We start from the raw sequence: 17,633 nt of genomic DNA on the forward strand, positions 1-17,633 counted from the left end.
GATTGAACGACACACGCAAACAGCAAGTCATCGAGATGTACCGTCAAATTGACGAACTCGACTTGTTGTTCACCAAATACTTTACCGAGTTGAACGAATTCGAACTCAGTTACCAGCAAGAGCAGATGTTACTCCTGTTCAAACGACAAGACACATGGACGACGACCGAGATTGCGACGAAGATGAATATCTCGAAAAGTGCGGTCAGCCAAGTGCTCAAAGTGCTCGAACAACGTGAGTTCGTCCAAAAAGAGAAGAATCCGGACAACTTACGTGAGAGTTTCATCCGTCTCGGTCCAATCGGTATGGCATATTCGAAACAAATCGATGCCATCGAGGAACGGCTCGCCGAAGAGATGTTCTCCGTGCTCGAAGATGACGAGATGACGATGATCAATCGCTCACTCGCGCTGATGATTAAAAAGTTCAAATGAAAAATGCGTATCGTCCCGACTCGGGAGGATACGCATTTTTGGTTAGAGTTTCTCGACGACACGTTCCGCTGCACGGAGCGCGCCTTCGATATGACCGCCGAACAAGGAGTCCGTCTCCGTCCCGGCGAGTGAGAGTCGTCCTTCCCAAGCTGGGTCGAGCGCGATCGGCTGATAGACCGGGAATTCGGTCAATGGCTGGGCATCTCGCGGGCTTGCCGTGTCACGATCACTCGACCAATCCATATACAAGACATCACGTGACTGCCGCGCCTCTTCCCCGAACAGTCGCACGAGTTGATCGATGACGCGACGATTCAGCTCGTCTTGATCGAATACCGAACGTTCGGCAGCAGACAACCGAAAGAAGCCGAATAACGCCGCAAGTCCGCCCGGCTGCGAGGCATCATGAATCTCCTGCAACACTCCGGCCCAGCTCATGCCTTGACCAGATTGACCATTATCTCGCCAAAACGGGCGGTCGTAGACGGCGAGTACTTTCGCCTGCCCGGCCATCCAGGTCGGCGTGTTTGCTAGGTTCGACTTCGTCGTTTCAGACAGTTCTGGTTGGAAGCTGATGCGTGATGCGAGTCGTGGCGGGATGGCAAGGATGACATGACTGAACGTTTGAGATCGCCCTGTTTCGAGTTCGATGGAGACCTCGTCTTCTGTCTGTTGAATCAAGGTGACGGTCGACTCGAGTTTAATCGTTCCGTCAGGCAAGGTGGCAGCAAGCGCTGTCGTCAGTGTCATCATTCCACCCACGAGTCGCATCGATGGGACGGTGTGACCTGGCGGGAGCGTATGGCGTTCGATGACACCGAACTGCCGCTCAAGCATCAAATCACCGGCCGTATATTGTGTGAACGTCGGGAGACCGAGCCGTTCGATGAGTTGGGTGATCGTCGTCTCCGTCTCTGGCCAATACCAGGTCGGACCGAGGTCGAAACCGTCATGGCTTAACACCCGTCCCCCGATGCGATCGCGCGCCTCGAACACGGTGACGTCATAGCCTTTCTCGATGAGGAGCGACGCGGCATACAGCCCACTCACGCCCGCTCCGATAATCGCAATTGATGGATTCATGAAAATGCTCCTTCTTTGTACGTGGTGTTCCTATTATACTGAAAAAGATGGATATACATAATTTGGGCGCACCGCTCAGTAAAGGACGTTACGATGTGAATCGATTCTTTTATTATTTCTATTTCCCGTTCATTTGGTTGATGCTCATATTGCATCGGTTCATCAAAACAGAAGTGATGATGACATTTGCATTATTTGTCATGGTGACCCCAGTGACGGTCATGATATTAGCTGATGTAATTCCACTGCCATTTCACTTGAAAACATTTGTTTCGTACTATGTCCCACTAGGAATGTACACACCATTTCATTATTTTGACTCGGACGTCAGACGAAGGCGGACCAAGCCTGGATACGTTCCGCTCGATGAAACCAAATCGTATTTGAAATCGTAATATCTAAGAGTCACACAAGGAGGAAACCACATGGAGGAAGTATTATTCTCATTGCTCGAGGGAGTTATGGCACTGCTCCCGTTGCTCGTCATCATCTTGTTCATTGTGACAATCGTACGATTCATGAATCGTTATGAGCAACGCGCCAACGCACAAATCGAATTTGAGAAACTAACCGCCTTGCATCAACAAGAACAGATGAATGCGTTAATCGACCGACTGGATCGAATTGAAGAGACGTTAGAGACTCGCCGTTAATCCGAAAGGAGTGTTTGAATGGATTGGAGCACAATCATGTTAATCGCCTCGCTGATTATGAACGCCTTATTTCTCAATATCATCGTCCAACAAGCGAGAGATATAAGTGTATTGCGACGAAAGATAATTCGTATCGAGCCATTTCGGGCAAGATGATGAATTTATCGCGTCCGTAAAAGAAAAAGTAGACACGATTGGCGTGATTCCGACTGTGAAGTTTTTGCGGGAGACTCATGGCATGTCCCTGCTTGAAGCAAAACGACTAGTCGATCGCATTACAGGTCGATCAACATCATAAAAAGGAGTAGCGCGCTACTCCTTTTTGACTGCCTTCATTTAGGAAAGAATCCTACTTTCCCACGCTCATACACTTTGTGCGTCACATGTTCCGGGTCAATCTTCGCAAGCTGTTGATCAATCTTAGATGACATAATCCATCCAATCCCATAGAGGCCCATCGTCACCCAAAACTCAAGGCGAACTAGTCGCGTATATTCAGGGGATGAGTTGAATCGCAGTAACGTGTTCGTCCCTGCCCAAATCTTAACGAGAAAGATGGAAGGAACCAAAAGTACAAACCAAATCAGTTCAGCGAGCAGCCGTTCCTCGCTCATCAATAAAATGAATCCAATGCCCGTGACCAATGAAAACAGAAGCGCCGCCTGTCGGGTCGACCGCTTTCCTGAGTGATAGAGTTGTTCGAACCGTTCACGTTGGGTCATATTCATATTCCTTTCTTACGATTGCATCGTTACTATTCAAATAGACTTTCATACAAAGAAAAGAGGATGTTCATGAATCCTGCAAAAACCGAAGTCCTGGTCTATTTCCAACTGCTAGCCGACGATTTCTCAATCGAGAAGACGTTACGCTTCGTCTCGGCTTAACCCCTACCGAAACATTTGAACGAGGCGATAAGAGTACCTACTCGTCTCGTCCTCGTGAATATACATCGTGGTCACTCGGTACGGGCTATCAGCCTTCATTTGATGTGAACAATCAGCTGCAACACATCATTGCTCAACTTTGCGGCAAAGAAACAATTTTAGATGACATTTATAGCGCGTACGACGACATCCGAGCGAAATTCACCATCGTAATCGTGATGGAAAACGGTCAAGCACCGTCGCTTGTATTTGATTTGGAGACGATTCAATTCGCCCATCGGATTCGTGCCGAGTTTGACATTGATTTATATTCGAACCCGTATGAAGAGGACCATTCATGACTTAAATTCGAATCACTTCCGCCTTCACTCGACCGCTTTAAACGGAACTGGCGACGACAGATTGATGAGTGACGACGGCTGGCCGTATGCCATCGATTCATCGATGAACGTCTCGAGCGTGCGCACGTTTTCCGTCACCACTTTGACCAAATAACTGTACTGACCGGCGAGACGATGGCATTCCATCACGCTAGGTTGTTGTCGGCAAAACTCCCGGAACGCTTCACACCGTGTCGTGTCATATAAAATGAAGGCCGTCACATGCTTTCCTAGTTTCTCCGGATTGATTACGGCACGATATCCTGTGATGACGCCACGTTCTTCGAGTCGCTTCAACCGTTCATTCGCAGCCGGTGTTGATAAGCCAATCCGCTTTCCGAGCTCCGTGACAGAAATCCGCGCGTTCCCCTGCATCAAGCTGACGATATGTCGATCAATTTCGTCCATTTCAGTCCCCACTTTCAAATCGTAAGTTGTATCTCCAAACTTCCGTTCATTTTAAGGAATCAAACGCATAACTCCGTTTATATCTTATGTAATCAAGCCTTCCTCCCCGCTACACTTAACATAACGTTGAAGAGGGGGAAACAATCATGAATCAAAACACAGTCGTACCATTATTGATTATCGACGTCCAACAAGCGTTTCACGATCCGAGTTGGGGCAATCGGAACAATCCGATGTGTGAAGACAACATCGCACGACTCATCACCACTTGGGAAGAGGCCAATCAGCCAATCATCTACGTCCAACACGTCTCACAAGTGCCTGAATCCTTGTTTTACTTCAAGAAGGATGGCCATTTGTTCCAAGACTTCATTCGTCCACGAGAACAAGACACAATCCTCACCAAGCAAGTCAACAGCGCCTTCATCGGAACGAATCTGCAAGAGCTTTTAGAGGCGTATCAAGCGAAATCCATTATCGTCACGGGATTAATCACGAACCATTGTGTCGAGACGACCGCCCGCATGGCCGGTAATCTTGGCTTTGGACCGATTGTTGTATCCGATGCGACAGCGACGTTCGACCGTCGTTCATTGAGCGGTTCGTTGATTTTGGCGGATGTCATCCATGACGTGTCCCTCGCCAATTTGAACGAGGAGTTCGCGACCATCCAAACGACGGATGAGGTTATCGCGATGATTCAGATGAAAGCAGTACAGGCCTAGTAACGGGCTGTACTGCTTTTTTTAGTGTTAATACTGCCCTTATCAAACTAGTTCCTGTAACGTCATTCAGCAACCTCTTCTTTATAGCCACTAATTAAAAATGGAATCTTTAAGTTCGCAAGTTTCATCAAGAAATCAGGTTCAAACTCTAGTTTCACATCAAGGTGATAAACGACACCTAAATCGATATAGATATTATCGGCTCCACAAGAACGAAGGGTATCGATATGTTCCGTAAGTGTGTCCACCATCCAAAAGAGTCCGACATACGGATTTTCCATTTGTTGAAATTCCAGTGGTGGTTCAAATGACGCATTGCCGTACGTAGCAATCCATTTTCCTACGCGCTCAATCTCCCCGACTTCCGTTTGTTTATAAAATTGAATTCCTGTTTTCTCCGATGCGACGCGAGGTGAGAAATTCTATCCAATTAAATGGCAAGGAATCATAAATTGATCCGATGGGATATTCAATTCGAGCTCCCCACTCATTTTTGCGGACCCGGATACTTCACCGCATTTTTCTAAAGCTTCTCTTCAATCGCCTGCGACACATCAATCCCTGCTGCATGGGCGAACGTCAGCGCATAGATGAGGACATCCGCGAGTTCTTCTTTCATCTCGACGTGTTTCGTCTCGAGCGCTTCTTCGCTCGACACCCATTGGAACAACTCCAAAAGCTCGCTCGCCTCAAGCGATAACGACAACGCCAAGTCTTTCGGGTTATGGTGGAACGCCCAATCACGCTCGTCTCGGAATTCAATCACTTTATCCATCAATCGTTGTACTTCGTTCATTTGGCTTCCTTCTTTCCTTAACTCTTCTGTCTCACTTTATCAACGATTAATGACAAGCCGTTGGCGTTGATCACTTAACAATGGTGAAAATTCATTCGTCGTATGGATAATTACTTCATGCAATGCTCGAGTTAATGAAACATATAACCGTCTAGCTTCCTTGGCGTCTTCCGGGTAGGTACTTTCATTGACATCTAGTAAAAGAACCGCATCAAATTCCATCCCACGAAGATAATCAATTGTTGAGATAATGATTTGATCATTGACCTTTGTCGTCTCCGAACGGATCAATTGAGTCTCGAGCTGTAATTTAGAATGAAGGAATGAAGCTCGTTCCATCGTCGGTGTAATAATGCAAATTGAAAATCCTTCATTCTGCCATTGTCGAAGTAGAGTTCTTAATTCGTTACTCTTTTTCGTGCGTAAATAAGTGACAGGTTTTCCTGTCCGATCAAATGGATCAATCCACGATGTGTCGTGTCCTGCATCATGTAAAATTTCTTTCGCTACTTTTACAATCGGCTTCGCCGTACGGAACGTTTTTGTTAAGTACTCGATTGTCCAATTCGATTCTCCATGTGTTTTAACTGGTTCCCATGACGCCATTTCGAGCGATCGATAGCTTTGGAGCGTATCACCAAACACCGTCATCCCGTGACACAGCTTCTCGAGTACGAAAATGTCGAGTGGTCGAAGCGTCTGTCCCTCATCGACAAAAAGATGACTCCACTTGTCCGGATATCCGTTCGTTTCGTAATGAAGATACATCCAGAAGAAACAGTCGAGCTCAGTCGGACGTTTCAACTTGTGCCACATCTCTAACAGTTCTTCTGACTGGGTCTTCTTGAGATAAACAAGACGGCCAGGTTGCTTCATGATTGACCAAATCGTCGCAGCCTCCAGCTGGGTCGTCTTCTTCCAAAAGTCGATTAATCGAAGATGCTCTCGTTTTTCACGGGCCAGTTGGCGCTTCATATTTTCTTGCATGATCTGTTCAAGCGTGCGAGTTTTCGTCGAATCTAAATCCCCGCTCCATCTCTGCATATCCGTAATTAGCTCGTTCTCATACTTCTCTTTATTCAAGATAGCTGTTCGTTCAGACTCACTGCGCATCATTTGTAAAATGCGTTCTGTTTGTGCAGGACCTGGTCGTTCTTGTCCAAACCAAATGGCTAACGCCCGCTCGTGTAAATCCCCTAACGCTTTAATCGGCTCATATCGTCGAAGCAACACAGCAACGTCGTCGTACCACTCCTCAATTGCCGCATCCGCCCATTCGAATAGATCGTGCCCTTGATATAACGGAAGGAGTTCTTGAACGATGCTCGCGGTGAAGTCTTTAGACGACCCTGTCTTTAACCATTCATCAAACGCCATCGTCGACACCGATTGAATTTGTAAATGCTCCGCGTCCTTCAATAGTTGATGAATCGTCGCCTCATTCGGAGCTAAATAAAGCATCTTCCGACGTTCGTCTTGATACTGTAAATAAGACATACGGTGCAGCGCCGTCAACGACTTTCCGGTCCCGGCCGCCCCTTGGACAATCATATATGTATTCACTGGCGCCTGGATGATGTGGTTCTGTTCGGCTTGCCGTGTCGCAATGAATCCGTCGATAGAGCGATCTTTTTGTTTCTTCGTCAACTCTTGCTCCATAAAACTCTGTTGTGGGACGTCAGCCACCGTCGACGGCTTTTTGAATGTCGATTTGATTTGCTCGGTAAATCGTTTTGTCAGTGAGCTCGATTGCCGTTTTGGAGCACGACGATGATTTGCCTGAACGACACGTCGCTGTCTTCGATCAAGCTCGAGCTGAGTCATCCCGACGATATCACCACCTGTCGTCTCAATCGTTTCCCCGTTAAACATGGACGCACGCATCGCCATCTCACTTCGCCAATCTAGGACGAGCGGAATCTCAGGTGAACGAGGGTGCGCCACTCCAAACTTTCCGACCGGATAAATCTCTTCTTCACCTTCATCCTCAATCACGAATGTGAATGAATACAACTCTTTCAGCGCGTCTTTGTAACGTTGTCGTTCCTGTGCACTTTCTGATTGACGTGAATGCCCCCGCATGTCAATCATTTCATAGTCGCTTGACTCAAGACCTGGTTTGTCACCAGCTGTCTTCCCATTTAGATGAGATTCAATGACCATACAGAAATGATCAAGTCGTTGCTGCTCATTTTCTAAAACCGCCTTCATGCCTTACACCCCTACATTATTTGATATCCTCATTTTACCAAATGTTATACTTATCAACTTTTCACTTTTCATAAAAAAGGTAAATTCTCTAAGGTGAGTGATATAACTAGGAGTTCAATCGGTATGATTTTTTATAGGGAAGTATGTTTTGAGTCTTCACAATCTGCATTCCAAAGCTTTTCTTTATTAAGGTTCATAAATGGTATACTCCAACTAAAAAGGGAGGGATTCGGTGTTTACGTTCGACAACGTCTCTGTTCGCCAACAAGACACGCTCATCCTTGAAAATATCTCGTTCACCATCAATCCAGGTGAAATCGCAGCCATCCACTGCGGCGTCACTTCCCGGGAAATATTGTTCGCATTATTGACTGACTCGCACGCGAACTACTCCGGTACCATCGATACAGCGAATCGTACGCTCTCTGTCTTCTCCATTCGTGACGGATTGTATGACCGGCTGACTGTCGAGGAGTACTTGCGATTTACGCACACGCTTTACGAATCGACGGAATCGCTGGATATCGTCCTGCAAACCGTTCAACTCACCCCATATCGGAACAAACGATTGAACCGGCTCAGCTTGTCTCTCGTCCGGCGCGTCCAATATGCTGCGCTGCTCTTACATAATCGAGACATTTACGTTCTCGAAGAACCAGATCAAAACGTCGACCAAGAGACACGGCACTTGTTCGCGACCGTCTTGATGCAACTGAAGCAGCAACAAAAAGCCATCCTGCTTCTGACGAGCAACATGGAGAGCGCCCTGTTCGTCACGTCGACCGTCTATCGCATCGACCACCGACATTTGCGACTACTCGACGTGGAACCGGATGAACCAGATGCGAACGAAGATATCACCCCTGACGTGATGCACGTCCGATTCGAGAAGATTCCAACGAAAGTGAATGAGAAAATCGTCTTGCTCGATCCGCCGGAAATTGACTACATCGAGAGCCAGGACGGACAATCCGTATTGCACAGTCAGTCCGAGCAGTTCCCGAGCGTCTTCACGATGAACGAACTCGAGACGCGTCTGACACCGTACGGCTTCTTCCGCTGTCATCGGTCGTACATCGTGAACCTTCAACGAGTGCGGGAAGTCATCACCTATACGAAGAACAGTTTCAGCCTCGTACTCGATGATTCGGCGAAGACTACCATCCCACTCTCGAAGACGAAAATGGCCGAATTGAAGACGATGATCGGACTCAAATAAGCTCCATTCGTCGTCTCATTCACTCCACTCGCTCCTCAAAAAGCGCCATTTACCGCCATTCTAATGCGCCCACCTCTCCCTCTCGATATGATGTAAGCAAGCAAGACGACATCGACGAGGAGGAACGAGAATGGACTCAATCATTCAAGTGAACGGATTAAAAAAGCTATTCGGCAATGAAGAGGCGTTACGCGACGTGACATTTTCTGTCGGCAAGGGAGAAGTGTTCGGCTTCCTTGGACCGAGTGGATCGGGGAAGACGACGACCATCAAAATCTTGACGTCCCAACTCGCTCAGACATCAGGTGACGCAACCGTGTTCGGCGTCCCGGTCTCGGAGTTGAAACAAGAACAGTATCGGAAGCGGATCGGCGTATTGACCGATAACAGCGGACTGTATACGCGTCTCTCCATCGAAGAAAACTTGCAACTCTATTGCGACCTATACGACGAACCACGCACCCGAATTGATGAAGTACTGCAAACGGTGAACTTGGCCGGGGAACGCAAAAAACGCATCTCCGCTTTATCACGCGGGATGCTGCAACGGGTGACACTGGCCCGAGCGTTATTACATGAACCGGAATTGTTGTTTTTAGATGAGCCGACTTCCGCGCTCGACCCGGTCAATTCGCGCCACATTTATAAAGGGATTGAACGATTAAAGGCAAAAGGGACGACGATTTTCTTGACGACACACGACATGAACGAGGCAGAGGAACTGTGCGACCGCGTCGCGTTCTTGCATCAAGGGGAAATTCAATTGCTCGACGCCCCAAAACAATTGCGCCGAAAATACGCGAACGGCTCGATGCGCGTCGAACTGCATGACGGGGAAACGGTTGACTTGAAACAAGGAAAAGACGGGGCCGACTGGCTCCATGCACAGATGCGCGACCAAAACATCGCGGCCATCCATTCAAACGAGCCGACGCTCGGGGATATCTTTATTGAAGTGACGGGGAGGAAATTATCATGACATTTTCAATGAAACGGGCACTCGCCATTTTCCAGAAAGACTATAAAGACTTGTCGCGGAACTTATTCGTCTCCTCGACGTTGATCATGCCGCTGTTCTTCGCCGTCTTCTATTCACAGCTCGGCGGAGGAGGCATCGACGTAACGTACTTCGTCATCAACATCACGTTCAGTCTCGTCGCGACGTTCGTCCAGTGTGCCTTAATCGCGGAAGAGAAAGAGAAGAACACGCTCCGCGGGTTGATGTTGTCGCCAGCGAGCACGCTCGACATCTTGCTCGGGAAAAGCGCGCTCACCTTCGTGACGACGCTCATCCTCATCGCGGCATGCGCTTTCATCATGGGTTACAGTCCTGCGAACCTGCTCGTCATCTCACTCGCCTTGATCGTCTCGACGTTCTTCTATATCGGGATTGGGACGATTCTTGGATTGATGACGAAGACGGTCATGGAAGCCTCGCTCATCGTCATGCCGGCGTTCTTCTTCTTCTCGTTCTCTCCGATGTTGTTAGCGTACGAGGACCGCTTCTCCATTATCGGTCTCCTCGAGTACTTGCCAAACATCGTCTTGATCGACCTCGCGCATCAAATCGAGGCGGGTGCTGGCCTTGGTGCTGCATGGTTGGAGCTGGTGATTTTGTCTGCCTGGGCGCTCGTTGTGTTCGTTGGGAGTATTGTGATGTATAACCGGAAACAGACGGATTAAAAAGTAATCGTGTAGAAGTGAAGTCACTTCTACACGATTACTTTTTAATGAGAACCTGTTCTGTTAGTCTATCTAAAAAATCATGATGCTTTCGTGCTTGTCAACGTCTCTTGGCGGTCCAGTCGATAGCTAGCAAATGCTAACCCAGAGGCGATCAATGCACATAATCCGCCCACCCAAGAAAGATGAATTAGATCACCACTTGTTACTACGTAACCGCCAATCGTCGCACCTAGTGCGATTCCGACGTTAACGGCTACAGGTGTGAGCGAAGAAGCAAAGTCTTTCGCTGCTGGTGCATAAACTGTCGCTAAGTTCATTAAATACAATTGAACGGTCGCATTCATGGCATAAATCATGACTGCCATCAGCATGAGACTCATCAGTCCAGCCACAGTTGAACTCATCGTAAAGTAAAGTGAACCTAAAATGATTGCTTGAACAATAAATACATAACGTAACTTACTGATTCCGTCACGACTCGCAATTTTCCCGGCTACCACATTACTCAAAATCGAGAACGCTCCATACGCTAGTAAAATCATACTCACGTAACTTGTCGGAATATCTAGACCTTGTTCTAAAATTGGTGTGATATACGTGTAAATGGTATATGTTCCCGCAATCGAGAAGGTCGGGATAAAGAAAGCTAATAATATTCGTGGATTCGTCAACAATGCGAGTTGATCTTTCAAGGACCCTTTCTCTACTTTCATTTTTTTCGGAAGAATCAAAATCGCCATAATCAAACTGATGATACCCAACAACGTCGTGAACCAAAATGTAAGTTGCCAGTTTCCAAGTTGACCAATCAATGTACCAATTGGAACACCGATTACATTTGAAATTGTAAAGCCCGCAAAAATTAAGGCGATGATTGAGCCCTTTTTATTTTTTGGCATAATGTCACCGGCTATGCTCATTGATAAGGCAACGAGAACACCACTCACTACTGCCGTAAGGACGCGAGACAAGATTAATAATTCATACGAAGCGGATAACGCACTGATGATATTTCCAATGATAAAAATAGAAATCAACGTTAACATTAACGGATATTTTGGGAAACGACTAACAAACGCCGTCAACACCGGTGTCCCGATTGCATAGGCAATCGCAAAACCAGACACAAGGGTTCCTGCTGTCGCTAAGCTAATATTTAAATCCAAAGATACTTCCGTCAGTAAGCCAACAATTACAAATTCACTCGTCCCCATGACAAACGTCAATAACGTCAGCGTGATCGCCAATACTTTTTGTTTCGTATTCAGTCCTTCTTGATTTAAAGTTCGATCCATCGGTATCACCTCTGTTTTTTATATAGATATATCTAGAAATGTCGATATTAGTAATCAAAAAAAGACATTCGGCTCTCAAATTTCTTCTTCGATAAACTTTGAGATTTTCGCCAATGTCTCTTCATTTCGTCTGTAATAAGTCCATTGTCCATAGCGAACAGCTTCTAACAATCCCGCTTTTTGCATAAGGGACAAGTAATGGGAAACGGTCGATTGAGATAAGTTCACCTTTTCTTGAATATCCCCAACACAGACACCACCTTTAATGCTGACCTCCTTTGGTAAATGGGCTTGCTGAGCAGGGAAGTTTTTCTCAGGTTCTCGTAACCATTTCAAAATATTAAGACGAGTTTCGTTTGATAATGCCTTAAAAATATCTAAAACATTTAAGTTATCCATGTCTTTATCCTATATCGATTTAATTCGATATGTCTAGTAAATCGATTGTGAATAAAAAAATCTCCAATAAGTTCATAGAACTAACTGGAGATTCTCTCAAAAGCTATAGATTGTTTAAACGACCAACTTAGCCATTTTTGTTTCAATCATTCACGAACTCTCTAATTTAGAGGTTCAGGCGTATGACTTACATCATTCCGCCCATTCCACCCATGCCGCCCATGTCAGGCATGCCGCCACCAGCGCCTGCTGGTTCTGGCTTGTCTGCGATGACTGCTTCTGTAGTGAGGAACATGGCTGATACTGACGCTGCGTTTTGAAGCGCTGAACGCGTCACTTTCGCCGGATCGACGATTCCGTGTGCGATCATGTCGACGTACTCGCCAGTCGCGGCGTTATAGCCGATGCCGACCGACTCGTTCTTAAGCTTCTCGACGATGACCGAACCTTCTTCACCCGCGTTTTCCGCGATTTGACGGACCGGTGCTTCGAGGGCACGGAGGACGAGTTTCACACCTGTCGCTTCATCCGCTGTCACTTCTGCAAGCAACGCGCGAACGGCTGGGATGACGTTGATGAACGCCGTACCACCACCTGCGACGATACCTTCTTCGACAGCTGCGCGTGTCGCGTTAAGCGCGTCTTCGATGCGGAGCTTACGTTCTTTAAGCTCTGTCTCTGTCGCTGCGCCAACTTTGACGACGGCTACGCCGCCAGCGAGTTTCGCGAGACGCTCTTGGAGTTTCTCACGATCGAAGTCAGACGATGTCTCTTCGATTTGGTTGCGAATCGTTTGCACGCGTGCTTTGATCGTTGCTTCGTCTCCAGCACCTTCGACGATCGTTGTCGTGTCTTTCGTGACGACGACTTTCGATGCACGTCCGAGCTGTTGAAGTGATGCCGACTTGAGCTCGAGGCCGAGGTCTTCTGTGATGACTTGGCCACCTGTAAGCGTCGCGAGGTCTTCGAGCATCGCTTTACGACGATCGCCGAACCCTGGTGCCTTGACTGCGACCGCGTTGAACGTACCACGGAGCTTGTTCAAGACGAGTGTCGCGAGCGCATCGCCTTCGATGTCTTCAGCGACGATAAGGATTGGTTTCCCTTGTTGCACGACTTGCTCGAGCACTGGGATGATTTCTTGGATGTTCGAGATTTTCTTATCGGTGATCAAGATGAACGGGTTGTCGAGCACCGCTTCCATCTTGTCTGAATCTGAGATCATGTATGGTGACAAGTAACCACGGTCGAACTGCATTCCTTCGACGACGTCGAGTTCTGTCGTGAAGCCGCGTGATTCTTCAATCGTGATAACACCGTCGTTACCGACGCGTTCCATCGCTTCAGCGATCAACTCGCCGACTTCTTCGTCTGCTGCCGAGATGGCCGCGACTTGGGCGATCGCTTCTTTCGACTCGATTGGTTTCGAGATGAGCTTGAGCTCTTCGAGTGAACGACGAACCGCCTTGTCGATCCCTTTACGAAGAATCATCGGGTTCGCGCCTGCTGTCACGTTTTTGAGACCTTCACGAATCATCGCTTGAGCGAGGACTGTCGCCGTTGTCGTACCGTCCCCTGCGACTTCGTTCGTCTTCGAGGCGACTTCGGCAACGAGCTTCGCGCCCATGTTTTCGAAGTGGTCTTCGAGTTCGATTTCTTTTGCGATCGTCACGCCGTCATTCGTGATGAGCGGTGAGCCGAACTTCTTCTCGAGGACGACGTTGCGTCCTTTCGGTCCGATTGTGACTTTTACCGCGTCAGCGAGTGCGTCGACACCGCGAAGCATCGCGTGACGTGCATCTTCTGAGAATTTGATTTCTTTTGCCATTGTTCATTTCCCCCTAGAAAAAGTTTTTGAAGAATGGTGAGTCTTAGCCTACGATTGCGAGAATGTCGCTCTCTCGAACGATTAAGTATTCTTTGCCTTCATGCTTCACTTCGGTACCCGCGTACTTCGAGTAGATGACCAAATCATTTTCTTTGACGTCGAGCGCGATCCGCTCACCTTGGTCCGTGACGCGGCCTGTACCGACTGCGAGGACGCGTCCTTGTTGCGGCTTCTCTTTCGCCGTGTCAGGAAGCACGATGCCTCCGATCGTCTTTTCTTCTTTCTCCACGACTTCGATGATGACGCGATCGCCTAGTGGTTTTAACATAGAAAAAACCTCCTCCGAATATGAATGATGTATCGTTGAATCGTAAGTTTTAGCACTCATCAAAAAGGAGTGCTAACATTGATTAGTGTAGTATGAGACGCCTGAAAATGCAAGCGGGAACATCGAAAAAATGCTCCCACTCGCGGTCAAGAGACCTTATTTGATACAATGGTCAAAAGGAACGTTGACTCTTAGGAATAAGGACGTGTTCAATTGGCTACACTAAACTCAAACCAATCGATAAATACCCGTTTTTCGATGGCGCCTAACATTCGGATTCGGCATATCATCCCGATTCTGCTCTACGCGTTTGTTCAATTCTTTCCGGTATTGATTAGCGGAGTGCGTCCGGAATGGATCACGCCGACGGCAACTGGACTTTGGTTCGCTATCGGATTCAGCTTGACGATCATCATCTCGGTCGTCTTGCTGTGGCCCGACTTGAAGCTATATAAACAGCAAGGCATCCAGTCGAACTTGAACGATACGGTCAAATGGATCGGACTCGGGATTCTCATGCAATACGGGCTCGTCATCGTCGCCAACTTGATTGAGACGTGGATCTCAGGTGATGTCATGGGGTCACAGAACACCGAACAAATTGCGGATATCGTCCGGCTCGTCCCAGTCATGACGCTCTCAGTCGTCTTACTCGGACCGATTATGGAAGAGATTCTGTTCCGTCACATCTTGTTCGGCAACTTGAGCGCCCGCTTCGGGTTCTGGATTGCGTTCGCGGTCAGCTCGCTCTTGTTCGCGCTCATCCACGGTGACAACAAGATTCTCGTTTACGTGGCGATGAGCTTCGCCTTCACGGTCGCTTACGCCAAGACGCGTCGCTTGATCGTACCGATCGCGATTCACGCGTTTAACAACGCGCTCGTCATGGTCGTATTATTCTTAATGTAGAAATGAGGTGGCATTGATGCCGCGACACTTAAAAGTTATGTTTTTGTTCAGTCTCTCGTTCGGGATTCTGTTCACCGTCCTCGCCTACTACTCGGTGCAAGAGTACGGCTTCAGCTTCTGGACGTACTTCATCATCGCCGTAGCCGCGTATGACTTCTTCAAGGTGTATCAGATTTTAACACTCGCCCGAAAAGCGAAAAAAGAAAAGACCGATAAATCGGCATAACGAAAAGACCAAGCGCGCAGCTTGGTCTTTTTTAGTGTCGAATCACGTTGGACTTATCACTCAACTCGTCTCGATACACGCTCCGAATGAACAATCCGTTCAGCGTCAATCCGATACCTAGAACGAGATAAATCATATCAAGCAACGGCACGCGTGGCTCATCAAAGAAAATGACACTGATGATAAACACGAGCATGAGGCCCATACCGAACCATGTCACGAGTGACTGGTTGACAGCGGCACGAATCGTCACATTCGTTTCTTTGTCGAGCTTGCTCAATTGCTGTTCATAGTAAGCCGATAACGTGACGCCGAATCCAGTCGCAGCAATCCACACCACTTCCCCGTTCCAAAACCCCAGACCGAACAAGACAGGCCATCCTATCAATAACACGATAAACCAGTTTCGGGTCAGCTTCATTTTTCTCCCTCTTTCTTTACGATGGAATCCATAACTTCGCAAAATCAAAATACCCAAAGATGTCGATACAGACATCCTTCAACTCGACCGGGAACGGGATCGTCCGCTCCTCGTTATAGAGCGGAATGAAGTATGACCCTTCTTTCAACTCCCGCTCGATTTGCTGATGGAGCGGCAACCAGTCCTCGAACGGTAGCTCATCGTACTGACGGACCCGTTCCGTCATCCCATCGATGTGACGCAACAGCTCCCGCGGAGGCGAATAGTCGCTCGTCAAAAATTGCTCGAAGCCGAGCGAGATATTGCGCTCATAAATCTCGCCATGGACGATTAAGTCGACCCGGTCGAAATACGTCGTATCATGTATCGTGTCCTTGAAACTGACCGGCACCCACTCATATGAAATCCCGTGCCGCGTCAACATGTCGGCGATCCACATCGACACCGTCGACGTGAAGTCCGTCTGTTTGATGCGAATCGGACGGTCGAACGTCACCGCTGGACCATCTGGAATTTCATACGCCTCGCTCGCATCCCCGAGGAAGCCACGGTCGTTCGGGATTTTCCGATCGTCGAGCAACCCCACATCCGGACGAATCTCTGCAATCAGACGATGGATGTAATGTCGCGCCTCGTCCCGCTCGAACACACCGCCCGGCTGAGCGTTCAAGAAGACGAGCGTGAATCCGGACGGAGTCGAGATGTAGCCCGTCTCCCCGGAGTCTCGTGACGAGATGCGGTACGTCGGGTCGTAGCCGTCAGGCACTTGTAAGAACTCCACCCGGTCGAGCAGCGCACGGACGCCAAAGTAGTTCTCGAACGCCGCGAGCACCGTCTTCTCGGCATCGTGCCGCTCCAACAGGAACGGCCCCGTGCCGATTGTGTCTTTGGCGATGCTCGTGTGAATCATCGAGAGCCGTGGCACGAACGAGTTGCGACGACGATCGAGCGTCACATCGACCTGATATGGACCGTTTGACGACACGCGTCGGACGTGACGATATGTATGACGATAAGCCGGAGACTGGAAGAGCGCCCGCAAGCTTTTTGTCACGTCTTTACTCGTCATGAGCGAGCCGTCGTGGAAGCGGACTCCCTTTCGAAGAAACAGCACGAGTGTGTCTCCTTGCCACTCATAGTGATGCGCCAATTCACCCGTCACCTGTCCCGAGGCGTCAATCGTAAACAGTCGATTGAACACATTTTGGACGAGATGCGCGCTATGAATATCGGCCGCCTCAAGCGGATGCGTCGTCAAGAAATTGCGCCTTCTCGGAATGATGAGGGCGTCACTCGATGTTTGGCTATAGCCGAACTTCTTCTCGAGCTGACGCATGAAGCGCCCGGCCTGCGCCGGTGACCAGTCCCATTCGAGCTGGTTCGTCACGGCCTCAATCGACTCGGTCTCCATCCGCTTCAATAACTGTTCGGCCAACTCGCTCTCCACATGGCGCAACCAGACGAGCTGACTGACGTTGCCACGTCCGAGCCCGCTCGTATAGGTGAGCCACCCTTCCTCTTGCCAGCGAAGCAAGTGCCGTCTCGTTTGTTTGGCACTTAAATGGATGGCGTCCGCCATATCCGCAATCGTGTAATGTCCGTCCCGACATTGCTTCCACAAACTAAATAAGTAGGCATCCATGTCCGTTCCCCCTTACCAAAAGTGGACATCGTCCCCTCGATTCGTCCATTTTCAAGTTCTGTTGTCTTGTTTATGATACAGGTACAGAATGGAAGGTGACAAT

The 17,633-nt window shown here is 48.4% G+C and carries 20 protein-coding genes and 1 pseudogene; 9 read left to right on the forward strand and 12 right to left on the reverse strand.

Features of this window, described 5'->3' with window-relative positions:
- Positions 1–2 precede the first annotated feature (2 nt).
- Entirely contained in the window at positions 3–434 is a 432-nt protein-coding gene (locus M467_RS17045; RefSeq protein WP_021065346.1) for a MarR family winged helix-turn-helix transcriptional regulator, read from the forward strand.
- Between the two features lie 42 nt (positions 435–476).
- On the opposite strand, the gene M467_RS17050 is transcribed toward M467_RS17045, so the two are convergent.
- Positions 477–1,517 carry a flavin monoamine oxidase family protein gene (locus M467_RS17050; RefSeq protein ID WP_021065347.1) on the reverse strand — a complete coding sequence of 347 codons (1,041 nt, stop codon included), beginning with the start codon at positions 1,515–1,517 and terminating at the stop codon, positions 477–479.
- A gap of 425 nt (positions 1,518–1,942) precedes the next feature.
- Between M467_RS17050 and M467_RS17060 the strand changes: the two genes are divergently transcribed.
- The gene (locus M467_RS17060; protein ID WP_021065349.1) at positions 1,943–2,170 is read left to right on the forward strand and encodes a hypothetical protein; all 228 of its coding nucleotides are present in this window, start codon (positions 1,943–1,945) and stop codon (positions 2,168–2,170) included.
- 332 nt (positions 2,171–2,502) lie between these two features.
- Here the strand turns inward: M467_RS17060 and M467_RS17065 are convergent, their stop codons facing one another.
- Positions 2,503–2,892, reverse strand: a complete 390-nt coding sequence (locus M467_RS17065) for a hypothetical protein (RefSeq protein ID WP_021065351.1) — start codon at positions 2,890–2,892, stop codon at positions 2,503–2,505.
- A gap of 197 nt (positions 2,893–3,089) precedes the next feature.
- Between M467_RS17065 and M467_RS31560 the strand changes: the two are divergent.
- A pseudogene (locus M467_RS31560) lies at positions 3,090–3,398 on the forward strand (DUF4279 domain-containing protein); the annotation flags it as partial.
- A 24-nt stretch (positions 3,399–3,422) separates the two neighbouring features.
- Here the strand turns inward: M467_RS31560 and M467_RS17075 are convergent.
- Positions 3,423–3,845: an Lrp/AsnC family transcriptional regulator gene (locus M467_RS17075; protein WP_021065354.1), complete on the reverse strand. Its 423-nt coding sequence runs from the start codon at positions 3,843–3,845 to the stop codon at positions 3,423–3,425.
- Positions 3,846–3,991: 146 nt separating this feature from the next.
- Between M467_RS17075 and M467_RS17080 the strand changes: the two genes are divergently transcribed.
- Positions 3,992–4,570 carry a cysteine hydrolase family protein gene (locus M467_RS17080; RefSeq protein WP_021065355.1) on the forward strand — a complete coding sequence of 193 codons (579 nt, stop codon included), beginning with the start codon at positions 3,992–3,994 and terminating at the stop codon, positions 4,568–4,570.
- A 62-nt stretch (positions 4,571–4,632) separates the two neighbouring features.
- Here M467_RS17080 and M467_RS17085 read toward each other — a convergent pair whose 3' ends face one another.
- The 3 genes from M467_RS17085 to M467_RS17095 all read right to left on the reverse strand — a co-directional run bounded on the left by M467_RS17085 (position 4,633) and on the right by M467_RS17095 (position 7,577).
- Positions 4,633–4,851 (reverse strand): hypothetical protein, encoded by a 219-nt coding sequence (locus M467_RS17085; RefSeq protein ID WP_021065356.1) that lies wholly within the window; start codon positions 4,849–4,851, stop codon positions 4,633–4,635.
- 242 nt (positions 4,852–5,093) lie between these two features.
- Positions 5,094–5,366, reverse strand: a complete 273-nt coding sequence (locus M467_RS17090; protein ID WP_021065357.1) for a nucleotide pyrophosphohydrolase — start codon at positions 5,364–5,366, stop codon at positions 5,094–5,096.
- 39 nt (positions 5,367–5,405) lie between these two features.
- A complete protein-coding gene (locus tag M467_RS17095; RefSeq protein ID WP_021065358.1) occupies positions 5,406–7,577 on the reverse strand; it encodes an ATP-binding domain-containing protein in 2,172 nt (723 codons plus the stop codon).
- A gap of 232 nt (positions 7,578–7,809) precedes the next feature.
- On the opposite strand from M467_RS17095, the gene M467_RS17100 reads away from it, so the two are divergent.
- From M467_RS17100 to M467_RS17110, 3 genes are all read left to right on the forward strand, one after another.
- Positions 7,810–8,796: a LytTR family transcriptional regulator DNA-binding domain-containing protein gene (locus tag M467_RS17100; RefSeq protein ID WP_021065359.1), complete on the forward strand. Its 987-nt coding sequence runs from the start codon at positions 7,810–7,812 to the stop codon at positions 8,794–8,796.
- Between the two features lie 130 nt (positions 8,797–8,926).
- A complete protein-coding gene (locus M467_RS17105) occupies positions 8,927–9,775 on the forward strand; it encodes an ABC transporter ATP-binding protein (RefSeq protein ID WP_021065360.1) in 849 nt (282 codons plus the stop codon).
- Positions 9,772–10,479: an ABC transporter permease gene (locus M467_RS17110; RefSeq protein WP_021065361.1), complete on the forward strand. Its 708-nt coding sequence runs from the start codon at positions 9,772–9,774 to the stop codon at positions 10,477–10,479. The genes M467_RS17105 and M467_RS17110 overlap by 4 nt, the downstream gene beginning before the upstream one ends.
- 80 nt (positions 10,480–10,559) lie before the next feature.
- Here the strand turns inward: M467_RS17110 and M467_RS17115 are convergent, their stop codons facing one another.
- From M467_RS17115 to groES, 4 genes are all read right to left on the reverse strand, one after another.
- Positions 10,560–11,777, reverse strand: a complete 1,218-nt coding sequence (locus M467_RS17115; RefSeq protein ID WP_021065362.1) for an MFS transporter — start codon at positions 11,775–11,777, stop codon at positions 10,560–10,562.
- Between the two features lie 75 nt (positions 11,778–11,852).
- A complete protein-coding gene (locus M467_RS17120; protein WP_021065363.1) occupies positions 11,853–12,176 on the reverse strand; it encodes an ArsR/SmtB family transcription factor in 324 nt (107 codons plus the stop codon).
- Positions 12,177–12,363: 187 nt separating this feature from the next.
- Positions 12,364–14,004 carry a chaperonin GroEL gene (gene groL, locus M467_RS17125; RefSeq protein WP_021065364.1) on the reverse strand — a complete coding sequence of 547 codons (1,641 nt, stop codon included), beginning with the start codon at positions 14,002–14,004 and terminating at the stop codon, positions 12,364–12,366.
- A gap of 43 nt (positions 14,005–14,047) precedes the next feature.
- Positions 14,048–14,332, reverse strand: coding sequence for a co-chaperone GroES (gene groES, locus M467_RS17130; RefSeq protein ID WP_021065365.1), 285 nt, complete (start codon positions 14,330–14,332; stop codon positions 14,048–14,050).
- Between the two features lie 213 nt (positions 14,333–14,545).
- Here groES and M467_RS17135 point away from each other — a divergent pair, with 213 nt between their 5' ends.
- On the forward strand, positions 14,546–15,241 hold the full coding sequence (locus M467_RS17135; RefSeq protein ID WP_031199772.1) for a CPBP family intramembrane glutamic endopeptidase: 696 nt from the start codon (positions 14,546–14,548) through the stop codon (positions 15,239–15,241).
- A 16-nt stretch (positions 15,242–15,257) separates the two neighbouring features.
- Positions 15,258–15,467: a YdiK family protein gene (locus M467_RS17140; RefSeq protein WP_021065367.1), complete on the forward strand. Its 210-nt coding sequence runs from the start codon at positions 15,258–15,260 to the stop codon at positions 15,465–15,467.
- A gap of 31 nt (positions 15,468–15,498) precedes the next feature.
- On the opposite strand, the gene M467_RS17145 is transcribed toward M467_RS17140, so the two are convergent.
- Positions 15,499–15,888, reverse strand: coding sequence for a hypothetical protein (locus tag M467_RS17145; protein ID WP_021065368.1), 390 nt, complete (start codon positions 15,886–15,888; stop codon positions 15,499–15,501).
- Between the two features lie 16 nt (positions 15,889–15,904).
- Positions 15,905–17,530 carry an ABC transporter substrate-binding protein gene (locus M467_RS17150; protein ID WP_021065369.1) on the reverse strand — a complete coding sequence of 542 codons (1,626 nt, stop codon included), beginning with the start codon at positions 17,528–17,530 and terminating at the stop codon, positions 15,905–15,907.
- Positions 17,531–17,633 lie beyond the last annotated feature (103 nt).

This window comes from Exiguobacterium chiriqhucha RW-2, from assembly GCF_000416965.1.
In the GTDB taxonomy this organism is placed as follows: domain Bacteria; phylum Bacillota; class Bacilli; order Exiguobacteriales; family Exiguobacteriaceae; genus Exiguobacterium; species Exiguobacterium chiriqhucha.

Coding starts and splice junctions, on each gene's coding strand:
- M467_RS17050 (WP_021065347.1), bottom strand. CDS start 1,517: ATGAATCCATCAATTGCGATTATCGGAGCGGGCGTGAGTGGGCTGTAT.
- M467_RS17060 (WP_021065349.1), top strand. CDS start 1,943: ATGGAGGAAGTATTATTCTCATTGCTCGAGGGAGTTATGGCACTGCTC.
- M467_RS17065 (WP_021065351.1), bottom strand. CDS start 2,892: ATGACCCAACGTGAACGGTTCGAACAACTCTATCACTCAGGAAAGCGG.
- M467_RS17075 (WP_021065354.1), bottom strand. CDS start 3,845: ATGGACGAAATTGATCGACATATCGTCAGCTTGATGCAGGGGAACGCG.
- M467_RS17080 (WP_021065355.1), top strand. CDS start 3,992: ATGAATCAAAACACAGTCGTACCATTATTGATTATCGACGTCCAACAA.
- M467_RS17085 (WP_021065356.1), bottom strand. CDS start 4,851: ATGGAAAATCCGTATGTCGGACTCTTTTGGATGGTGGACACACTTACG.
- M467_RS17090 (WP_021065357.1), bottom strand. CDS start 5,366: ATGAACGAAGTACAACGATTGATGGATAAAGTGATTGAATTCCGAGAC.
- M467_RS17095 (WP_021065358.1), bottom strand. CDS start 7,577: ATGAAGGCGGTTTTAGAAAATGAGCAGCAACGACTTGATCATTTCTGT.
- M467_RS17105 (WP_021065360.1), top strand. CDS start 8,927: ATGGACTCAATCATTCAAGTGAACGGATTAAAAAAGCTATTCGGCAAT.
- M467_RS17110 (WP_021065361.1), top strand. CDS start 9,772: ATGACATTTTCAATGAAACGGGCACTCGCCATTTTCCAGAAAGACTAT.
- M467_RS17115 (WP_021065362.1), bottom strand. CDS start 11,777: ATGGATCGAACTTTAAATCAAGAAGGACTGAATACGAAACAAAAAGTA.
- M467_RS17120 (WP_021065363.1), bottom strand. CDS start 12,176: ATGGATAACTTAAATGTTTTAGATATTTTTAAGGCATTATCAAACGAA.
- groL (WP_021065364.1), bottom strand. CDS start 14,004: ATGGCAAAAGAAATCAAATTCTCAGAAGATGCACGTCACGCGATGCTT.
- groES (WP_021065365.1), bottom strand. CDS start 14,332: ATGTTAAAACCACTAGGCGATCGCGTCATCATCGAAGTCGTGGAGAAA.
- M467_RS17140 (WP_021065367.1), top strand. CDS start 15,258: ATGCCGCGACACTTAAAAGTTATGTTTTTGTTCAGTCTCTCGTTCGGG.
- M467_RS17145 (WP_021065368.1), bottom strand. CDS start 15,888: ATGAAGCTGACCCGAAACTGGTTTATCGTGTTATTGATAGGATGGCCT.
- M467_RS17150 (WP_021065369.1), bottom strand. CDS start 17,530: ATGGATGCCTACTTATTTAGTTTGTGGAAGCAATGTCGGGACGGACAT.